Below are 19,346 nucleotides of genomic sequence, written 5' to 3' on the forward strand. Positions count from 1 at the left end.
ACTGCCGGAACAGTCGGTCGATACGGGTGCGGAGCTCGGTCACATCCGCTCCGGGGCGGTGACGCCGAGCAGGGCCAGGCCGTTGGCCAGCACCTGGCGGGTGGCGTTCACCAGCACCAGGCGGGCGGCGTTGACCGGCGAGACGGGTTCGTCGCCCAGCGGCAATACCCGCAGGGCCTTGTTGGTCTGGAACGGGTGGTAGGCACCGGCCAATTCCTCCAGGTACCGCGCGATGCGATGCGGTTCCCGCAGCGTCGCCGCGCTCGCCACCACGCGGGGGAATTCCCCGACGGTGCGGATGAGGGCGCCCTCGAACTCCGAATCGAGCAGGGCGAAATCCGGTGTCACCGTGTCGTATTCGAATTCGGTGGCATTGCGCGCGATGGACGCGGCACGGGCGTGGGCGTATTGCACGTAGTACACCGGGTTCACGCTGTCCTGTTTGGCCCACAGGTCCAGGTCGATATCGATGCTGGAGTTCACCGAACTGCGCACCAGGGAGTAACGGGCGGCGTCCACACCGATCGCCTCGACCAGATCGTCGAGCGTGACCACGGTGCCCGCGCGTTTGCTCATCCGCACCGCCACCCCGTCGCGCAGCAGGTTCACCATCTGGCCGATGAGCACCTCGACACTGTCGGGGTCGTCACCGAACGCGGCGGCCGCGGCCTTCAACCGGCCGATATAGCCGTGGTGGTCGGCGCCGAGCATATAGATGCAGAGATCGAATCCGCGCGACCGCTTGTCCTGCAGATAGGCGATATCGCCGGCGATATAGGCGGCATTGCCGTCGCTCTTGATGACCACCCGGTCCTGATCGTCGCCGTATTCGGAGCTGGCGATCCACCAGGCGCCGTCCTTGGCATACAGGTCACCGGACTTCTTCAGGGCCGCCACCGCGCGCTCCACCGCCCCCGAGGCGAACAGCGAACTCTCGTTGAAATACACATCGAAATCGGTACCGAATTCGTGCAGCGTCTTCTTGATATGCGCGAACATCTGTTCTACGCCCTCGGCCCGGAACAGTTCCAGCCGCTTCTCGGGCTCCAGGTCGGCCGCGCCGGGATGCGCGGCGACGATCCGCTCGGCGATCTCGCCGATATAGGCGCCCGCGTACCCGTTCTCCGGGGTCGGCCCACCGGTGGCGGCCGCGACCAGCGATTCGGCGAACCGGGTGATCTGCCCGCCGTGATCGTTGAAGTAATACTCGCGGGTCACCTCGGCGCCCTGCGCGGCGAGGATCCGCCCCAGCGCGTCGCCGACCGCCGCCCAGCGGGTCCCGCCCAGATGCACCGGACCGGTCGGGTTGGCGGAGACGAACTCCAGATTGATCTTCGTACCGGCGAGCGCGGCACCCGTACCGTAGTCCGCGCCGGCCGCGTGGACCTGATCCAGGACCGCGCCCTGCGCCGACGCGGCCACCCGGATGTTCAGGAAGCCCGGCCCGGCGACCTCCGCGGCAGCCACCGATTCGGTGCCACTCAGCGCCTCGGCGAGCCAGCCGGCCAGCTCCCGCGGGTTGGTGCCCGCTTTCTTCGCGACCTTCATCGCTACATTGGTGCTGTAGTCACCGTGCTCCGGATTCCGCGGACGCTCCACATCGACCGAGTCGGGCAGCACCGAGGCGTCCAGTCCACGTTCGGCGAGGACCTTCGCCGCGGTGGCGTGAAGGAGATCTGCAAGGTCGGCTGGAGTCACGAGTCTCTATCCTATGGTCCGAGTGGGTGCGCGCCGCGAGTGGGCACCGCAGCTCGGCACTGTTCATCGACGTGGAAAGAACTGGGACCGGTATGCCGAACAGGACGAGCGCCAAATCGGCGAAGGCCGTGAAGGCGGCGGGCAAAGTCGCGGGCGCCCGCACGAGCAGCAACAAGAACAAGGGCAAGCCCCCGATCACACAGCGAATCCCCTGGCTCACCGTCGGCGCGGTAGTGCTGCTGGTCGGGCTGGTCGCGGCGTTGGCGGTGAACCTGGTGCCCAAATACCAGGAGAAGGCAGCCCTGGAGAAGTTCACACCGTCGGAGCAGCAGCAGGACCCCTCCGACCAGATCGAGGGTGTGGTCGAACAGGAATACCCGGCCGGTCTGCACGTCGACGGGACCCAGCGGGTGGCCTACGACAAGACCCCGCCGTTCGGTGGCCCGCACGACGCCTCCTGGGCCAACTGCATGGGCACCGTCTACGACAAGGCGCTGCGCGAGGAGAACGCGGTGCACTCGCTGGAACACGGCGCGGTGTGGATCACCTACAACCCGGACAAGGTCGATCAGTCGGGTATCGACACGCTGAAGAAGAAGGTCGAGGGTGAGCAGTACATGCTCATGTCGCCCCATCCCGACCAGGAAGCGCCCGTCTCGCTGCAGTCGTGGGGCCATCAGCTCACCGTGAACAGCGCCGACGACGAGCGGGTCGGGCAATTCATCACGGCGCTGCGCCTGAACAACTTCGCCTACCCCGAGGTCGGTGCCGACTGTGCGACCGTCGCCTTCGACACTCAGAACCCGCCGCCCTACGAACCGAGCGAACCGGGACCCGACGCTGTGCCGATGGACGGTGCCGGCCTGCAGCCCGACCCGACCGAGCTGGGCGGTCTGGGCGCCCCCGGCGGTCTGCCCGGTGGTCTGCCCGGCGGCCTTCCGGGTGGTCTGCCCGGCGGTATCCCGGCGATTCCGGGAATGCCCGGCGCGCTGCCCGGCCAGCAGGCTCCCGGCGCCTCGCCCGATCAGCAGGTTCCCGGAGCCGGGCAGTAATGCCCGAAGCGGATACCTCCGAAACCGACCCCCGCCCCGAAACCGGTCTGCGCGCGCAGCTACGCGGTCAGCGCACTCCACTGCTGATCATCGCCGCGATCGCGCTGCTGGTGATCGGGTTCGGTGCGGGTGTGCTGCTGTCGCCGGGCGATTCCGGTGACAGCGCACCCGGCCCGGTCGATATCGGATTCGCGCAGGACATGTCGGCGCATCACACCCAAGCTGTGGAGATGTCCGGGATCGCGCTGCTCGGATCCACCGATCCGGCGGTTCAGCGGCTGGCCTACGACATCCTGACCACCCAGCAGAGCCAGATAGGCCGGATGCAGGGCTGGTTACAGATGTGGGACGCGCCTGCTCGCGGCGCGGACGGCTATATGGGCTGGATGCACGACGAGCAGAGTGCGGACGAGCACAGCGGCGACGGCCACTCCGGTATGCATCACACCGGGGCCATGGCCGCCATGCCCGGGATGGCGAGCACCGAGGATATCCAGCGGCTGCGCGCCGCTCGCGGCAGCGACCTCGATGTCGTGTTCCTCCAGCTCATGCTGCGGCACCACGAGGGCGGGGTACCGATGCTCGAATACGGCACCGAACACGCCGAGACCGGTGAGATCAGCATCCTGTCCGGGCAGATGCTGGCCGCGCAACAGGGCGAAGCCCGGCTCATCACCGATATGCTCACCGCCCGCGGGGGCCGGCCGCTCCCCCTGAACTGACCCGCCACCACTCGTTTTGGCCGCACCGGCGGTGATGCGATACGCTGTGGTCCGCCCGATCGGCCGGTTGACGGTCGAACCGGGTGGATCCCCGCCCTCGTAGCTCAGGGGATAGAGCGTCTGCCTCCGGAGCAGAAGGCCGCAGGTTCGATTCCTGCCGAGGGCACGTACGAGGAAGGCCCCCGACCAGCTGGGTTCTGGTCGGGGGCCTTTCTCCATCTCAGCCTCCGCAAGCCTGAGTGTCACGAGTTGTCACAACCTCACCCAAGGTCTTCGCCGCAGCCCGCAGCGCCTCGTCCTCGGAATGGGTGTAGACCCTCGCCGCCACGCTCGCATGACCCAGTCATGCCGCGATCACAGCTATCGGAGCCTTCCGGAGATGCATCGTAATCCCGCAGGTATCACGAGCATCATGAAGCCGGACACCCGCCTTCTCCCAACAGTGTGTGTCGAAGCTGAACAGCTCGCGCCGGAACTGGCCGGCATCGTTACCTAAGAGCAGGTAACTTGCCCTTACTTGGGTAAGGAAATGCGCAGGGACGCCCGACTCGCGCAATCGCTCTGCTCGCGCGCCGAATCAAGACCCCAGGAGATAACCGGCATCACCGACTCAGCCGAAGATTTCGCGACGCCACGGATGGCAGCCGGCGCTCTGTTCATCAACGAGGATCGAGTGCTGCTGGTCAGAAAGACCTACGGCAACCGGTGGGACATACCGGGTGGCTACGTCGACCATGGCGAATCTCCGGCCGATGCGTGCCGCCGAGAAGTTCTCGAGGAAATCGGCCTGGACCGCCGACCGATACGCCTCCTGATCCACGATTGGGCACCACGCGAAGACGAAGGCGACAAGCTTCTCTACATCTTCGGCTGTGGCGACCTCGGAACCGATGAAGCGCGGATAGAACTCGACGGCACGGAACTCGACCACTGGGAATGGGTCGCCGTCGACCAGCTGGGCGACTACCTCATTCCGCGACTCGCTCGCCGTATCCTCCGCGCATACCGAGCACACGCCGAAGGAACGACCCTGTACCTCGAACACGGCGAGCTTGCCCTGGTGCCTGATCAACGACCGTGATGCGGAGCGGTACCGATGGCACGTCGTGATCTGCGACGGTCAGACCAGATACATCTCGATAATGACCAGGCATTTTCCGGGCTACCAACCGCCTAATTGTTCGCGCGCTGGATCGATCGCTGGACGAGACCTCGGATTCCGGGCAGTTGGATGGCGCGCAACATGAGATCACCGAGCCAGACGTGTACCCGGGTGGGTGGAGCGAATCGGCTGATTCCCCTGCGGGCCAGGGCTTGTCGTTTGCGGACCTCCGGCCGCAACGATTGCTCCCAGGCATCGAGCGCGGCGGAGAGGTCGTCGCCGTGGGCCGCTACGGCAGCACCGAGGCGGTCGGCGCCGTCGAGGGCGAGTGCCGCGCCGTAGCCGGCGAACACGGTGACACACCACGCGGCATCGCCCAGCAATACGACCCGGCCACGACTCCACCGGTCCATGACGATCTGGCCGACCGAGTCGAAATAGGCGGCGGCCGGATCGGCGGCGAGCTGATGCAGGGCGTCGGCGATGCCGCCGCCGAGATCACCGAAGGCCGAGGTGAGCGCCGCGTCGGCGTTGTGTGCCGGCTCGGCTGCGGTATCGGGGCTGCGGTAAGTGAAGAATGCCGAGGACCGGCCCGGACCCAGGTTCATCACCGCGGCGGTGCGCCGGGGGCCGAGGAACGTCGTGCCGACGCCTTCGGGAACGTGCGTGGGAACGGTTTCGAGCGGGAAGGCTCCCACCATGTGATTCAGGTCCACCAGGAAGTCGGCTTCGGGACCGAAGACGAGGTCACGGATCCGGGAGTGCACGCCGTCGGCGCCGATGAGCAGATCGGCCCGCAGATGGGTGCCGTCGCTCAGGGTCACCTCGACCGAACCGGTTTCCTGGGTCAGCGTCTGCACTGTGGTGCCGAACCGGATGTCGGCGTGGCCGGCCACCGCGTCGTAGAGCGCGGACTCCAGGTCGCCGCGGAAGAGGCTCAGCGCCCGCTCGCCCACCGCGGCCTGCGCGACGGTGGCGGGAATGGTGAACTTCTCCCGGCCGTCGGCGTGCACGAGGACAGAGGTGAAGAACCCGATATCGCGCGGAGCGAGTGCGGGCAGCAGGCCCAGTCGCTCGGCGGCGTCGTATCCGGGCCCGTGCAGGTTCAGCAGATAACCACTGCTGCGCCGCGCGGGTGACCGCTCGAGTACCACGACGTCCCAGCCTGCCCGATACATCCGCAGTGCCGCCGCCAGCCCGGCGATACCGGCGCCTACCACCACCGCTCGTTTCGCCCCGGAACTGCCGGCTTGTCGCGCTGAGTTCTCGAAATCGACCATTACCGCTCCTGTTGGTCCGCTACCGTTCGAACATCGTCAACTAATAGTTGACGATGCTTCATTCGTCAACCTTTGGTTGACGCACTGCGGACGGGAGGCCTGGTCAGTCGAGCGCGTTCGCGAGACGGGCGTGCAGATCGAGCAGGTCCGGAATCTGACCGGCCGGGCGGCGGCCCATCCCGCATTCGGTGGCGATTCCGAACTCGGCCACGAACGCGGCCGCGGCCTTGATCCGGCGGCGGGCGCCTTCGAAACCGTCGGAGGCGTGCACCAAACCCAGGAAAAGAGTGGTTTCCGGGTCCGTCGCGAGGCCCGCGAGCGGAGCGAAATACGCGGCGTCCGTGCGCCCCTTCGGGACCGGCAGATGAACCCAGTTCAGCGGGCGGGCCAGCGCGACGGCCACCCCGGAGGCCACATCGACCAGTTTCGAGGTATCGGCCGGTTCGACGAAATGCTGATGCCCGAAATCGCCGTAGCAGAGGTGATACCCCAGCTCCACACCCGCGGGAACCGCATCACCGAGGCGGGCCAGCCGCTCGATCACACCGCCCAGGCGGGCGGGATAGTCGTCCCCGAACCAGCACGGGAAAACACCTTCGAACAGGGCGAATTCGACGGCCGCGTCCCATTGGATCGCCAGATCCTCGTGCGGAATCGCCGAGGTGATCTGATCCAGTTCGGCCAGGATCGCGGCCTCGTAGCGGGTTTCCAGTTCCGCCTGCGGGCCGGCGACGAACGCGCCGACCACCGCGATCGGGGTCGGCAGACTCACCTGGAACCGGACACCGGGCCGGATCACGCCCTGTTCACGGAGTTGTTCGAAGACGCGCCACGATTGCCGCGCCGCCTGCGCGTACCCCAGCGAACCGAAATCGATGGCCCCAGGCTCGATTCCGGGAGCCGGTTGCACCCGTTCGCTCGGCCCGTACTCCGGGCTCGGCGGCGGCACGGTGACCAGGGCGGGATGTGCCTGCAGCCTGGGCAGCTGCCACACCACCCAGTTATCGCGTTCGCCGGTCTCACCGTCGGGGATCCGAGTGATATGTCCCCCCAACCGGGTAGCGACCTGCGCGAAAACCGCCGCGGCATCGAAGAGCGGCACACTGCCGCACAGGTGGACACCGCGACCGACCATCACAAATACCTCCACGCATTTTCCGGATCCCGAACGGAAGGAGTGTATGAGCGCCGACGTCGTTGCGCGCGCGGAGCACTCGGCCACCGGCCCGGCCCCGGGCGACGCGCCGGACCGGACGTAGGCGCGGGGGTGTCGTAGTGTTCGGGAAAATCCCCCCGGGAACGGAGAACGTTTTGACTCAGCCACCGGCAGGTCCACCCCCGACCGGGCCGCAGCCGCCCGACGGCGTCCAGCCCGGCGGGCCGGACCCGGCCGCCGGCTACCCGCAGCCCACAGGTTCTCCGCAGCCGACAGGTTCTCCGCAGCCGCCCCGTAAACGACGTACCGGCTTGATCATCGGCGTGGTGGTGGCCCTGCTCGTGGTGGTCGCCGCCATTGCCGCCGTAGTGGTACTGACCGTGCAGGGACGCACCCCGCTGTCCACCGACGACCAGCAGATCGAGGCCTCGCTGCGCGAGTTCTACGGCACGCTCAGCGACGACGGTTTCGCAGCAGCCACCCAGCTGGCCTGCAAAGCCGATCGCGACGAATTCGACGGTATGTCGGACGCCGAGAAATCCGAGGCCGAGAAGCTCGGGTTCAAGGTCGATATCGACTCGGTCGACAAGATCGCCGTGACCGGCGACCGCGCGAAGGCCGAGATCACGGGCAAGTTCAGCCTGTCGGCGCCCGGTGGCGAAGACGAGCAGATGGACGACAGCTCCGAAGAGAACCTGGTGAAAGAGGACGGCGAGTGGCGAGTCTGCTCGTCGGGCAGCGAGGCGAAGTGAGCGAGGGCGGGCGCCGATGAGCTGCTGCGGGCCGACTCGGCGCACCGTACTCGGCGCATTCGGCCTCGCGGCACTGCTCCCCGCCGCCGGGCTCGCCGGCGCGGGCCGGGCGACGGCGTCGCCCGGGCCGGTGCTGGCGACCGACCTGGAAGTCGTCACGGTCACCGACACCTCGGCTGTGCTCACCTGGACCAGCCGGGACCCCGGCACCGCGATCCCGGTGGATACCCCCGGCGAGGTCCTGCTCGGCCCGGCCGACAGCAGGCGCCCGCTACGCCCGGTGTGGGCCTCCGACGGTGCCACCCCCTTCCACTACGCCCAGATCGACGGCCTCGAACCGGGCCGCGGCTATCGGTTCGAAGCCCGGTCTGCCGGGGTGCGGGCCGGACCGGCGCCCTCGGTCGTCACCGGGCGTGCCGGCACCCCGGAAACCACCGCGTCGTTCACCACCCAGCTCCCGCCACCGGGGCGGCTGCTACGAACTCTCGCGCTGGCCAACGACGTCCACTACGGGGAGACCGTCAGTGGCCTGGTGGCCGGTGATCTTCCGCCCGGAATCCGGCAGGAACCGGGCCTCCCGCCCTACCCCGAAGTCATGTTCGACGCAGTACTCGACGATCTGCGCCGACCCGATCGCGGCGCGGAACTGCTGCTGCTGGCCGGCGATCTGACCGCGGAGGCGGCGCCCGCGGATATGCGGGCGGTCCGCACCCGGCTGGACCGGTGGGGCACCGAGGGTCAGGACTATCTCGCCGTCCGCGGTAACCACGACCGCCCGCACACCGGCACGGACTATGCGGACTGTCCCGCTGTGCCCGGCGCACCGGACCACCGTGATTGCTGGAGTGACGTTTTCGGACCCCGGCAACAGGTGATCGAACACGAACTCGGTGGTCTGCGCGTACTCGGCCTCGACACCAGCGCGCTGGACGGGGCGGGCGGCGTCCTCGACGCCGCGCAATTCGACCGGGTCACCGAACTGCTGCGCTCCGAACCGGACCGTCCCACTGTGATTTTCGGGCACCACCCGGTGACAGTCGAAGCCGGGCTGACCAATACGGCGGGCCCGGGATTCGTGCTGGACCGTGACACCGCGCTGCGGCTACAACGGCTGTACGAAGGCGCACCGGGAGTTTTCCTGCAGCACAGCGGCCACACCCACCGCACCCGCCGGACCCGGCCGGATACCGCGTGCGAGGTCGAGTTCCTGGAGGTCGGCGCGATCAAGGAGTACCCCGGCGGATACAGCCTGCTGCGGATCTACGAGGGCGGCTACACGGTGAACTTCTACAAGACCCGCACCCCGGACTCGCGCCGCTGGAGCACGCTGACCCGAGCCGAATACTTCGGCCTGCTCCCCGAATACACACTGGGAACTTTCGCCGACCGCAACCATGTTGTGCTGCGGGACTTCTCCGGGCTGAGCTGAGCTGTCACGGAGGAGAGACGCCGCCCGGCCGGAGTCGCGAACGACTCCGGCCGGCGGCGAACAGAGCGAGCGGCGGGAATTGAACCCGCGTAAACGGCTTTGCAGACCGTCGCCTGAACCACTCAGCCACGCCCGCGTGACTCGATGATCATGTCCCGCTTCCGCCCCGGAGCCCACAGTTGGGCTCAGCGGGATCGCAACCGGTGACAGGAGGCGAACCGGGCGGCGTACACCGCGGCGCCCCAGGGTGACGCCCACCACCGGTGGGCGCCCGCGACGCGGCTCGCGGGCGGGGCGCCGTGCGATGATCGAACACATGTCCCGTCCCCGCCCGCTACCCCTCGACCCGATCCAGGAGGCCCACCGCCAATGGGTCGGCCACGGCTGGGGCGCGGTCGCCGATGGGATGGCCGCGGTGACCTCACTGGTCCGCGCCCAGCAGATCGTCATGGCGCGCGTGGACGAAGCCCTGCGGCCGACCGGCCTGACATTCTCCCGCTACGAACTGCTGCAATTGCTGAACTTCAGTGCCACCGGCGCGCTGCCGATGGCGGTGGCCAGCGCTCGGTTGCAGGTGCATCCGACCAGTGTCACCAATTCGGTGGACCGGCTGGAGGCAGCGGGGCTGGTGAACCGGGTGCCGCATCCGAACGATCGGCGGGCCACGCTGATCGAGATCACCGATGCCGGAAGAGCTCTCGTCGCCGAAGCAACCAGGTACCTGAACGAGCGCGTGTTCGCCCGGCCCGAACTTCCCCCCGACCGGCTGCGGACGCTGCTGCAGTTGCTGGCCGAGTTCCGGCACACCGCCGGAGACTTCGATACGGGCGAGGAACCGCCGCGCTGGGCCGAACCCGGACCGGTTACCCCGAGTGACCGGATGACCGAGCAAACCTGAGCAGGATCGAGATATCCCGGACATCTGCCGGACCCCGCAGCCGGCGAACACATGATGCCGAGGCGCCCGTTCAGCAAATTTCTCGGTGGTTCAGCTTGGCAACAACCCACCCACGGCGCACCATATGTTTATGGTGCTGGTTCTCGGGGTATCAGTAGGCGCTTCAGGAGCGCGTGCTGTGCTGACCCATTCGGATCAACCGCACCTGCCACCGATCGATCGGTGCCATATCCCCCGCCCCGCGCGTACACCGGTGGCCGACCCGGTTCTCATCGCGATCCGCCGTATGTACAACGCCGCCCACCGACGCGACGAGTACATCACCGGAACTGCCGTGACCTGCCAGAACAGGGAGCAGGCCGACGTTGTGGGCGATGCCCTCGGTGCCGGACGGGTGACCCTGGTGGACGAACCACTGGCGCAGCTGCGATACCTGAGATTCACCGAGAAACTCCCGACCGCCGGGGTCGTCTCCCTGTTCGATCTGGGCTCCTCCGGGCTGACCCTCACCCAGATCGACTGCCGAACCGATACGGTGCTGGCCGGAACACACTGCCCGGGGCTGGGCGGCGACGGTTACAACGAACTGCTGTGCGACTGGCTCGACGGAGCCGGTGTGTTCACCGACGAGGCGGCGGCCCGGCGGTACCGGGAAGCGCTGAGCAGCGCCCGCGTGGTGACGGCGGCCGACCCCGATACCGCCGAACGAGCGGTCATCACCCGCAGTGATCTGGCCGAACTCTGCGCGGACGCGGTGCGGTCGGCCGCGACCCTGGTGCGCCGGGTGGCGGAACGGACGGAAGCGGCGCCGAATGCGGTAGCCCTGCTCGGCGGGTGCGCCCGCAATCCGGCCCTGCACGCCCGGCTGACCGATCTACTCGGCCTGCCGCTGGTCTGTGATTCCGAACCGGAGTATGTCTCGGCCCGCGGCGCGCTGCTGTTCGCGGCCGAACGGCCCGCCGCCGGTATCCGCACCGCGCATATCCGGGCGGGCGGGCAGGTGGTGCAGCTGGCACCGCCGACGGTCGGGCGGCGCAAGATCTACGCGGCCGCGGCCGTGACGATCGGGCTCGGCGCGACGGTGGCCGGGCTGCTGACAGCCCAGAGCGGATCCGCGCAACCCACCAGGAACAATCACATACCCACCGATATCCAGGACGCCCCGCCGCCCGGGCCCGGCCCGGGGGCGCGAGATCTCAGCGGTTGGTGAACTTCGCGGGCCGCTTGTCCACGAAGGCTTCCATGCCTTCGGACTGATCCGCGGTCGCGAACAGCGAATGGAAGACCCGGCGCTCGAACCGCAGTCCCTCGCCCAGGGTGGTCTCGAAGGACCGGTTGACGGCTTCCTTGGCGATCATGGCCACCGGCAGCGACATGGACGCGATGGTGGCACCGACCTCCAGCGCGGTATCCAGCAGTTCGGCGGCGGGCACGATCCGGGCCACCAGACCGGCACGCTCGGCCTCCTCGGCATCCATATTGCGACCGGTGAGCACCAGATCCATGGCCTTGGCTTTGCCGACAGCCCGGGTCAGCCGCTGCGAACCGCCGATACCGGGGATAACACCCAGTTTGATCTCCGGCTGCCCGAATTTCGCCGTATCCGCCGCGATCAGGATGTCGCAGATCATGGCCAGTTCACAGCCGCCGCCCAGCGCATACCCGGCGACCGCGGCGATGGTGGGCTTGCGGAACTGGGCCAGCCGCTCCCAGCGGGCGAAGTAATCGTCCATGAACATGTCCATATAGGACTTCGGCTGCATCTCCTTGATATCCGCCCCGGCGGCGAAAGCCCGCTCCGAACCGGTGATCACCACGGCGCCGATCTCGTCGTCGCGCTCGAGCTCGTCGAGAGCGGCAACCACATCATCGAGGACCTGCGCGTTGAGCGCGTTGAGCGCCTTGGGCCGGTTCAGCGTGATGAGGCCGACCTTGTCCTTACGCTCCAGCAGAATCGTCTCGAAGTCGGTCACAGCACATCCTCTGGTCGAAACGGTCATGAATATCGGTGACGATACCGCGCGGGTCACCGGCCGCAGGGAGGTGGTTTCGGGCAGCGGACCAGGAACTACTCCGCTGAGCTACGCCCCCGGATATCGGTGATGACGGCCGAGAAATCCCGCTCGCCGGAAGCCTCGGCGAACTCGCGATAGATCTGTGCCGCGAGTTCGCCGATCCGGCCCTCGACACCGTTGGCGCGTAACGCTTCCACCGCGAGGCCGAGGTCCTTGTTCATCAGCGCGGCGGCGAACCCCGGTTTGTAATCGTTGTTCGCCGGGCTGGTCGGCACCGGGCCCGGAACCGGGCAGTAGGTGGTGAGCGCCCAGCTCTGCCCGGACGCGGTGGACACCACATCGAAGAACGACTGATGGCTCAGGCCCAGTTTCTCGCCCAGTACCAACGCTTCCGACAGTCCGATCATGGAGATGCCCAACAGCATGTTGTTGCAGATCTTCGCCGCCTGCCCCACCCCGGACGCGCCGCAGTGCACGACCTTGGCGCCCATCACCTCGAGCACCGGCAGTGCCTCGGCGAAATCGGTGTCGGCGCCGCCCACCATGAAGGTCAGCGTGCCCGCGGCCGCACCGGCGACGCCGCCCGACACCGGCGCGTCCAGCGCACGGTGACCGGCCGCGGCGGCCGCCTCGGCCGCGGCCTTGGCATCGGCCACATCGATGGTCGAACAGTCGATGAACAGCGTGCCCGGGTTCGCGGCCGGCAACAGTTCGGCGTACACAGTGCGCACCAGTGTGCCGTTGGTGAGCATGGTGATCACGATGTCGCGTCCGGTGGCCGCGGCCACCCCGGCATCCACCAGGGCGACCCCGTCGACGCGGGCCTGCTCCTGCGCGGCGGGCGACGGATCGAACGCGTGTACGTCGTACCCGGCCTTCACCAGGTTCGCCGCCATCGGGCCGCCCATATGGCCTAGGCCGAGAAAGCCGATCGTTTTGCTCATTGCTTGTCCTCCGGAACAGTCAAACCCAGTTCCCGCGCACCGAGTTCGGCGAAATATCCGTCGACCTGCGCGGTGGTCACATCGGACAGGGTGGCGGGCGACCACTGCGGATTGCGGTCCTTGTCGACCACCTGCGCACGGATGCCCTCGACCAGATCATGCGAGGCCAGCGAGGCGATCGACACCCGGTACTCCTCGTTCAGCACCGCCTCCAGGCTGCCGGCGCCCTTGGCCGAACGCAGCGACCGCAGGGTCACCTGCAGGGCGACCGGCGATTTACCCAGCACCTCGATAGCGGCCTTGTTCGCCTCGGCGGCCGGATGGGCCTGTAGACGGCCGACGATCTCGGCGACGGTTTCGGCGCTGTAGCAGTCGTCGATCCAGTCGCGTTGGGCGATCAGCGCCGATTCCGGGGCCTCGGCGGCGAATTTCGCGATGGCGATATCCGCGGCCTCGGTCTCCAGCGTGGTCAGCAGCGCCGGGATCTGGTCAGCGGGTACGTAGTAGTCCGCGAAACCGGTGGCGATGGCATCCCCGGCCCCGAGCCGCGCGGTGGTGAGCGCGATATGCGCACCCAGTTCACCCGGCGCCCGGGACAACAGATAGGTGCCGCCGACATCGGGGATGAATCCGATCCCGACCTCGGGCATGCCGACCTTCGACCGTTCGGTGACGATCCGATGGCTGCCGTGCGCGGACAGTCCGACACCGCCGCCCATCACGATGCCGTCCATCACCGCGACATACGGTTTCGGATAGCGGCCGATCAGCGCGTTGAGAATGTACTCGTCCCGCCAGAACTTCCCGGTCGCCGAATCCGCCCCGGACCCGATGTGCCCCGCCGCCTGCTGTTCCGCGGCGTCGTGGTGGATGGCGACGATATCGCCGCCCGCGCACAAGCCTCGGTCTCCGGCACCGGTGATGGCCACCGTCCGCACCGAATCGTCGGTGGCCCAGGCCCGCAACCGCTCGGTGATGGTGAGTGTCATCGCGTGGTTGAGGGCGTTGATGGCCCTGGGCCGGTTCAGGGTTATCGAGCCCAGGCCGTTGCGCTGCTCGACCAGGACTTCGGGTTCGTCGTTCATCTATTTCCTTTCGCGCTCGTCGCGAGACGTCCACCGATCACGGCACACCCGCCACGGACGCTGTCATCGACCGGGCTACCACCATCCGCATGATCTCGTTGGTGCCCTCCAGGATCTGGTGCACCCGCAGATCGCGGACGATCTTCTCCAGACCGTATTCGGCCAGGTAACCGTATCCGCCGTGCAGTTGCAGCGCGGCGTTGGCGACCTCGAAACCGGCATCGGTGGCGAACCGTTTGGCCATGGCGCAGAGTTCGACCTTGTCCGGTGCGTCGTCGTCCAGCGCCCCCGCAGCACGCCACAGCAAGGTCCGGGCGGCTTCCAATTCGGTGCGCATATCGGCCAGCTGGAACTGCAGTGCCGGATTGTCCAGCAGGGGCCCGCCGAACGCGGTGCGCTGGGCGAGATAGGGCACGGTCTTCTCGAGCGCGGCCTGCGCGCCACCCACCGAGCAAGCGGCGATATTGAGCCGCCCACCGTTGAGCCCGTTCATCGCGATCCGGAACCCGTCGCCCTCGGCGCCGAGCCGGTTGACGACCGGTACCCGCGCGTCGGTGAGGTTCACCTGCCGGGTGGGCTGGGCGTTCCAGCCCATCTTCTTCTCGTTGGGACCGACCTCCAGGCCGGACGTATCGGCCGGGATGATCAGCGTCGATATCCCGTGCGCTCCGGTGTCCTGGGTGCGGACCATCATCACGTACAGGTCGTTGCTACCCGCCCCCGAGATGAACTGCTTGGACCCGTTGACCACATAGTCGTCGCCGTCACGCACCGCCCGAGTGGTGAGGGCGGCGGCATCGGAGCCCACCCCGGGTTCGGTGAGCGCGTAACTGGCGAGCTTCTCCATCGCGGTCAGCCCGGGCAGCCACTGCCGACGCTGTTCGTCGTCACCGTAGGCGTCGATCATCCAGGCCGCCATATTGTGTATCGAGATATAGGCCGCCATGGTGGGACACCCGGTCGCGAGCTGTTCGAAGATCCGCACCGCGTCCAACCGGCGCAGCCCGGATCCACCGAACTCCTCGTCCACATAGATGCCGCCGAGCCCGACCGCACCCGATTTCCGCAGCACATCCACCGGAAAGTGCTTGTGTTGGTCCCATTCCACGGCGTGCGGCGCCAGATATTCGTCGGCGAACTCCCGGGCGGTATCGCGGATGGCCCGCTCATCGGAATCGAGTGTGAACACGATCGTCATTCCATCGTCGGGATGACGAAGCTGTTGCTCTCTTTCGCTCCCGCGGGCCAGCGCTGGGTGACCGTCTTGGTCTTGGTGTAGAAGCGGATCGAATCCGGGCCGTGCTGGTTCAGATCGCCGAACCCGGACCGCTTCCAGCCGCCGAAGGTGTAGTACGCGATCGGCACCGGGATCGGGACATTGATACCGACCATGCCGACCTGCACGCGGGCCGCGAAATCGCGGGCGGTGTCACCGTCACGGGTGAAGATCGCCACGCCGTTGCCGTACTCGTGGTCGTTGGCCAGCCGCAGGCCTTCCTCATAGTCCGCGGCGCGTACGACGCTGAGCACCGGCCCGAAGATCTCGTCTCTGTAGATCGACATCTCCTTGCCGACCCGGTCGAACAGGGTCGCGCCGACGAAGTATCCGTTCTCCGCGCCCTCCACGGTCAGGCCGCGGCCGTCCACCACTAGTTCGGCGCCTTCGTCGATGCCCTGCTGGATGTACTTCTTCACCCGGTCGACACCGTCGAGCCCGACGAGCGGCCCGTAGTCCGCGCCCGGATCGTCGGATTTGCCGATATTGAGTTTGTGCACCCGTTCGGTGAGCTTCTCCACCAGCCGGTCCGCGGTCTCCTCGCCGACCGGCACGGCCACCGAGATAGCCATACAGCGCTCACCGGCCGAACCGTAACCGGCGCCGATGAGCTGATCGGCGACATCGTCGAGATCGGCGTCGGGCATGACGATGGCGTGGTTCTTCGCACCGCCGAAGCACTGCGCGCGCTTACCGTTCGCGGTCGCGGTCTCGTAGATGTACTGCGCGATCGGAGTGGACCCGACGAATCCGACGGCCTTGACCCGGGGGTCGTGCAGGATCGTGTCCACGGCTTCCTTGTCGCCGTTGACCACATTGAACACGCCCGCGGGCAGCCCGGCCTCGAGGAACAGCTCGGCCAGCCGCAGCGGGACCGACGGGTCGCGTTCGGAGGGTTTGAGCACGAAGGCGTTGCCGGTGGCCAGCGCGGGGCCGGCCTTCCACAGCGGGATCATGGCCGGGAAGTTGAACGGGGTGATCCCGGCGACCACACCCAGCGGTTGGCGCATCGAGTACACATCGATACCGGTGCCCGCGCTCTCGGTGTACTCGCCTTTGAGCAGATGCGGGATCCCGACCGCGAATTCGATGACGTCGAGGCCGCGCTGGATATCACCCTTGGCGTCGGCGATGGTCTTGCCGTGCTCGCTGGAGAGTAGCGCGGCGAGGGAGTCGATCTCGTCGTTGACCAGGGTCAAGAACTTCATCAGCACCCGGGCCCGGCGTTGCGGGTTGGTCGCGGCCCAGGCCGGCTGCGCCGCCTCGGCATTCGCTATGACGGCCTCGACCTCGGCGCGGGTGGCCAACGGCACCCGGGCCTGCACCTCGCCGAGGTTCGGGTCGTAGACATCGCCGAACCGGCCGGAAGTGCCGGGGACGTGCTGCCCGCCGATGAAATGTGTGAGTTCTCGAGCCATGCGATTCCTGCCTCGTGTCGGGTGGCGGGCGCGGCGCTGCGGCCGTCCGTCACAGGAAGATCGTTTTGCGGGCTTCCAATAGTTGGACGTCCAAGTAAAACGATACACTCGGTCCCGGGCCGAAACCAGAGCCGGCCGGGAACGCGCCGCACGAACCGGCGAGTCACACCATCGGCCCTGCTAACCGACGGCTTTCGTGGACCGGGAGAGCAGATAGCTGCCGATGCCGAGCACCACCGCGCCGATCACCAGAATCGCCCCGGACGCACCCGCGGAGTCACCCGTCCAGTCGGCGACCGCCTCCACCGCCGCCAGAGTCAGCGCGGCGGCACCACCGAGGACCAGCACCCAGGACCGGTCGGTGGCGTAGATCCCGAAGCACACCACCGCGACCACAGCGGTGAGCGCGTAAGCCGGCCACATCCCGTCGAAAGCATCGACGGTCTGCGCCCCCGACACCGCCAGAGCCACTCCCGCCAGATAACCGGCCCACACTTCGAGCACCACACGGGCCCGCGTGAGACCGAGCCAGGCGATACCCAGTACCAGTACCCCGCCGCCGACCCAGCTGTCGTCGAGGTCGAAGACCGCGTCCAGCAGACCCACCACCAGCGCCACACTGAACCCGGTACACACCAGCAGACCGAGTAGCGACGGCAGCGCCGCATAACCGGCGGCCGCCGCCAGCAGACCCGCGCCCGCGGCATAGACCCAGGTGGTATCGCCGGCACTGTCGAAAACCGAACCCGCGGCCGCGGCCACACTCGCCGCCGCGAGCGCGAACAACACCACCGCGAGCCGGGTCCGGGCGGTATGGCCGGTATCGGGGACCGACCGCCACGCCGCGCGCACCAACACCGAGACACCGCCCGCCGTCGCCACGCCGGCCACGATCAAACCGAGAGCGACCAGTGCGAACAGGACGAAGCGGCCGAGTTTCGCCATATCGTCCCAGGACTCCGCCAGGATCAGTACCAGTCCGCTCAGCAGCAGACCCGCACCGGCATAGGCCGCGATCTCGGCCAGTAGCCGGGCCGGGGTGGGCCGCGGCCGCTCCTGCTTCAGGGCCGTGACCACGGCGGTCAACTGGGTTTCGTCGAGTACACCCTGCTCGACCAGATCACGGAGTGCGGCGGGCGCCCGATCCGGCTCCGCCGATACCGCGACGTCCCCGGCTTCCGATTCCGCCACCGGTCCGCCCGCCGGGCGCGGCGCGGCGGCCGGGGCGGATTTCTCCGTCACGACCCGGTCGGGAACTGTTTCGGCCCCCGACACCGGCGCCCGCGGCGCCGAATCCTGTTCGGCCACAGACCCAGTATGCCGCCGGATCCGCGACCACGCCGGGCGCGAGGCGATCCGGCCCACCGGCGCCGGTCACGCGTTACGCTCGGCGACCAGACCACAGACGATCGCAGGAGGTGCCGCCGCGAAATGGACATCGGCGATATCCGGATCATCGACGCGCACATCCACCAGTGGGACCCGTTCGGCAATCCGCGCGAATTCAGCCGCACGGCGAAACTGCTGCGGGCCGTACCCGTCCCGCTCTCGCTCGCGGTGCGCCTCGCACCGCGCCGGGACCGCGAGTTCATCGGCGAACCCTCGGCCTATCTGGCGCCCTACCTGCCCGCCGACTACCGGACCGACGCCGGCGAACTACCGGTCGAATCAGTGGTACACATCGAGGTCGAATGGGCCGGGCCGAAGGTCGAGGAGACCCGCTGGGTCACCGCGCTGCCCTTCGGAGTGGATACCCCGGCACTGGTCGCGGTGAGCGCGAGCGCTTTCCCGGGAGCCACCGGATTCGCCGAACTGCTCGACGCTCATCGCTCGGCCTCACCGCTGGTCCGCGGTATCCGCAGCATGGTCGCCCACCACCCGGACCCGGATGTTCGCAGCTTCACCGCCGACCCGGGTGCTCTGCGCGGCGCCGCGTTCCTGGACGGCTTCGCCGAGTTGATCGACCGTGATCTGCTCTTCGAGGCGTGGGTGTACTCCCACCAGATCCCCGATCTCACCGCCCTGGCCCGGCGTTACCCCGAAGCGAGAATTGTGCTGAACCATCTCGGCACACCGGCCGGGATCTTCGGGCCGATCGGAAAACACACCGGAAACGACGCCGAACAGCGTGGCGAGATATTCGAACGCTGGCGTACCGATATCGCCGCGCTGGCCGAATCCCCGAATGTGGTGGCCAAGGTCAGCGGACTGATGATGCCGATCCTGGGGCATCCGGTCCCGCGCCTCGGAGAATCCACACCGGTGCCCCGGCTCATCGAACGGATCGGACCGCTGCTGCGGCACGCGGCCGATATCTTCGGCACCGAACGCCTGGTCTGGGGGTCGAATTTCCCGGTGGACCGGCCGATCACCTCCGTCACCGGCAGCGCCACGGCGGTCGCGGCGGTCCTGGCCGAGCATCTGGGCGGTACACAGATCTTGGAGAGGGTGTTCCGTACCAATGCCCAGCGGGTGTACGGACTGGAGTGATGCCCGACCGATGAGTTCTTCCGGGCCGG

17 protein-coding genes and 2 tRNA genes are annotated in these 19,346 nt (G+C 67.8%); 9 read left to right on the forward strand and 10 right to left on the reverse strand.

Features of this window, described 5'->3' with window-relative positions:
• Positions 1-39: 39 nt before the first annotated feature.
• Positions 40-1,698 carry an arginine--tRNA ligase gene (gene argS / locus OG405_RS21145; RefSeq protein ID WP_327148203.1) on the reverse strand — a complete coding sequence of 553 codons (1,659 nt, stop codon included), beginning with the start codon at positions 1,696-1,698 and terminating at the stop codon, positions 40-42.
• A 92-nt stretch (positions 1,699-1,790) separates the two neighbouring features.
• On the opposite strand from argS, the gene OG405_RS21150 reads away from it, so the two are divergent.
• The 4 genes from OG405_RS21150 (at position 1,791) to OG405_RS21165 (ending at position 4,553) form a co-directional block, all read left to right on the forward strand.
• Positions 1,791-2,750, forward strand: a complete 960-nt coding sequence (locus OG405_RS21150; RefSeq protein WP_327148204.1) for a DUF3105 domain-containing protein — start codon at positions 1,791-1,793, stop codon at positions 2,748-2,750.
• Complete coding sequence (locus tag OG405_RS21155) at positions 2,750-3,472, forward strand: DUF305 domain-containing protein (protein ID WP_327148205.1); 723 nt, start codon at positions 2,750-2,752, stop codon at positions 3,470-3,472. The genes OG405_RS21150 and OG405_RS21155 overlap by 1 nt, the downstream gene beginning before the upstream one ends.
• Positions 3,473-3,565: 93 nt before the next feature.
• Positions 3,566-3,638, forward strand: a tRNA-Arg gene (locus tag OG405_RS21160).
• 351 nt (positions 3,639-3,989) lie between these two features.
• Complete coding sequence (locus OG405_RS21165) at positions 3,990-4,553, forward strand: NUDIX hydrolase (protein ID WP_327148206.1); 564 nt, start codon at positions 3,990-3,992, stop codon at positions 4,551-4,553.
• A 92-nt stretch (positions 4,554-4,645) separates the two neighbouring features.
• Here OG405_RS21165 and OG405_RS21170 read toward each other — a convergent pair whose 3' ends face one another.
• Entirely contained in the window at positions 4,646-5,854 is a 1,209-nt protein-coding gene (locus OG405_RS21170; RefSeq protein ID WP_327148207.1) for an FAD-dependent oxidoreductase, read from the reverse strand.
• Positions 5,855-5,957: 103 nt separating this feature from the next.
• A complete protein-coding gene (locus tag OG405_RS21175; protein ID WP_327148208.1) occupies positions 5,958-6,989 on the reverse strand; it encodes a hypothetical protein in 1,032 nt (343 codons plus the stop codon).
• 176 nt (positions 6,990-7,165) lie between these two features.
• Between OG405_RS21175 and OG405_RS21180 the strand changes: the two genes are divergently transcribed.
• Entirely contained in the window at positions 7,166-7,762 is a 597-nt protein-coding gene (locus OG405_RS21180) for an Rv0361 family membrane protein (protein WP_327148209.1), read from the forward strand.
• Between the two features lie 16 nt (positions 7,763-7,778).
• Complete coding sequence (locus OG405_RS21185; RefSeq protein ID WP_327148210.1) at positions 7,779-9,191, forward strand: metallophosphoesterase; 1,413 nt, start codon at positions 7,779-7,781, stop codon at positions 9,189-9,191.
• Positions 9,192-9,255: 64 nt separating this feature from the next.
• On the opposite strand, the gene OG405_RS21190 is transcribed toward OG405_RS21185, so the two are convergent.
• Positions 9,256-9,327 (reverse strand) — tRNA-Cys (locus tag OG405_RS21190).
• A 180-nt stretch (positions 9,328-9,507) separates the two neighbouring features.
• On the opposite strand from OG405_RS21190, the gene OG405_RS21195 reads away from it, so the two are divergent.
• Together OG405_RS21195 and OG405_RS21200 are read left to right on the forward strand one after the other, a co-directional pair.
• Positions 9,508-10,089, forward strand: coding sequence for a MarR family winged helix-turn-helix transcriptional regulator (locus OG405_RS21195; protein WP_327148211.1), 582 nt, complete (start codon positions 9,508-9,510; stop codon positions 10,087-10,089).
• A 178-nt stretch (positions 10,090-10,267) separates the two neighbouring features.
• Complete coding sequence (locus OG405_RS21200; RefSeq protein WP_327148212.1) at positions 10,268-11,299, forward strand: hypothetical protein; 1,032 nt, start codon at positions 10,268-10,270, stop codon at positions 11,297-11,299.
• Here the strand turns inward: OG405_RS21200 and OG405_RS21205 are convergent.
• The 6 genes from OG405_RS21205 to OG405_RS21230 form a co-directional block, all read right to left on the reverse strand.
• A complete protein-coding gene (locus OG405_RS21205; RefSeq protein WP_327148213.1) occupies positions 11,286-12,062 on the reverse strand; it encodes an enoyl-CoA hydratase in 777 nt (258 codons plus the stop codon). The genes OG405_RS21200 and OG405_RS21205 overlap by 14 nt on opposite strands.
• A gap of 95 nt (positions 12,063-12,157) precedes the next feature.
• On the reverse strand, positions 12,158-13,048 hold the full coding sequence (gene mmsB / locus OG405_RS21210; protein WP_327148214.1) for a 3-hydroxyisobutyrate dehydrogenase: 891 nt from the start codon (positions 13,046-13,048) through the stop codon (positions 12,158-12,160).
• Entirely contained in the window at positions 13,045-14,133 is a 1,089-nt protein-coding gene (locus OG405_RS21215; protein WP_327148215.1) for an enoyl-CoA hydratase/isomerase family protein, read from the reverse strand. Before OG405_RS21215 ends, mmsB begins: the two co-directional genes overlap by 4 nt.
• A gap of 37 nt (positions 14,134-14,170) precedes the next feature.
• Positions 14,171-15,322, reverse strand: coding sequence for an acyl-CoA dehydrogenase family protein (locus OG405_RS21220; protein ID WP_327148216.1), 1,152 nt, complete (start codon positions 15,320-15,322; stop codon positions 14,171-14,173).
• A gap of 5 nt (positions 15,323-15,327) precedes the next feature.
• Entirely contained in the window at positions 15,328-16,827 is a 1,500-nt protein-coding gene (locus OG405_RS21225; protein WP_327148217.1) for a CoA-acylating methylmalonate-semialdehyde dehydrogenase, read from the reverse strand.
• A 180-nt stretch (positions 16,828-17,007) separates the two neighbouring features.
• The gene (locus OG405_RS21230; protein WP_327148218.1) at positions 17,008-18,135 is read right to left on the reverse strand and encodes a DUF2157 domain-containing protein; all 1,128 of its coding nucleotides are present in this window, start codon (positions 18,133-18,135) and stop codon (positions 17,008-17,010) included.
• Between the two features lie 123 nt (positions 18,136-18,258).
• On the opposite strand from OG405_RS21230, the gene OG405_RS21235 reads away from it, so the two are divergent.
• On the forward strand, positions 18,259-19,317 hold the full coding sequence (locus tag OG405_RS21235; RefSeq protein ID WP_327148219.1) for an amidohydrolase family protein: 1,059 nt from the start codon (positions 18,259-18,261) through the stop codon (positions 19,315-19,317).
• The last annotated feature ends 29 nt before the right edge of the window (positions 19,318-19,346 follow it).

It is taken from the genome of Nocardia sp. NBC_01329, assembly GCF_035956715.1.
GTDB lineage: Bacteria > Actinomycetota > Actinomycetes > Mycobacteriales > Mycobacteriaceae > Nocardia.

What these genes read in the sequence shown, in the direction of transcription:
- OG405_RS21150 (WP_327148204.1), top strand. Translation starts at nt 1,791, where the DNA reads ATGCCGAACAGGACGAGCGCCAAATCGGCGAAGGCCGTGAAGGCGGCG.
- OG405_RS21175 (WP_327148208.1), bottom strand. Translation starts at nt 6,989, where the DNA reads ATGGTCGGTCGCGGTGTCCACCTGTGCGGCAGTGTGCCGCTCTTCGAT.
- OG405_RS21155 (WP_327148205.1), top strand. Translation starts at nt 2,750, where the DNA reads ATGCCCGAAGCGGATACCTCCGAAACCGACCCCCGCCCCGAAACCGGT.
- OG405_RS21170 (WP_327148207.1), bottom strand. Translation starts at nt 5,854, where the DNA reads ATGGTCGATTTCGAGAACTCAGCGCGACAAGCCGGCAGTTCCGGGGCG.
- OG405_RS21235 (WP_327148219.1), top strand. Translation starts at nt 18,259, where the DNA reads ATGGACATCGGCGATATCCGGATCATCGACGCGCACATCCACCAGTGG.
- OG405_RS21215 (WP_327148215.1), bottom strand. Translation starts at nt 14,133, where the DNA reads ATGAACGACGAACCCGAAGTCCTGGTCGAGCAGCGCAACGGCCTGGGC.
- OG405_RS21225 (WP_327148217.1), bottom strand. Translation starts at nt 16,827, where the DNA reads ATGGCTCGAGAACTCACACATTTCATCGGCGGGCAGCACGTCCCCGGC.
- OG405_RS21185 (WP_327148210.1), top strand. Translation starts at nt 7,779, where the DNA reads ATGAGCTGCTGCGGGCCGACTCGGCGCACCGTACTCGGCGCATTCGGC.
- OG405_RS21195 (WP_327148211.1), top strand. Translation starts at nt 9,508, where the DNA reads ATGTCCCGTCCCCGCCCGCTACCCCTCGACCCGATCCAGGAGGCCCAC.
- mmsB (WP_327148214.1), bottom strand. Translation starts at nt 13,048, where the DNA reads ATGAGCAAAACGATCGGCTTTCTCGGCCTAGGCCATATGGGCGGCCCG.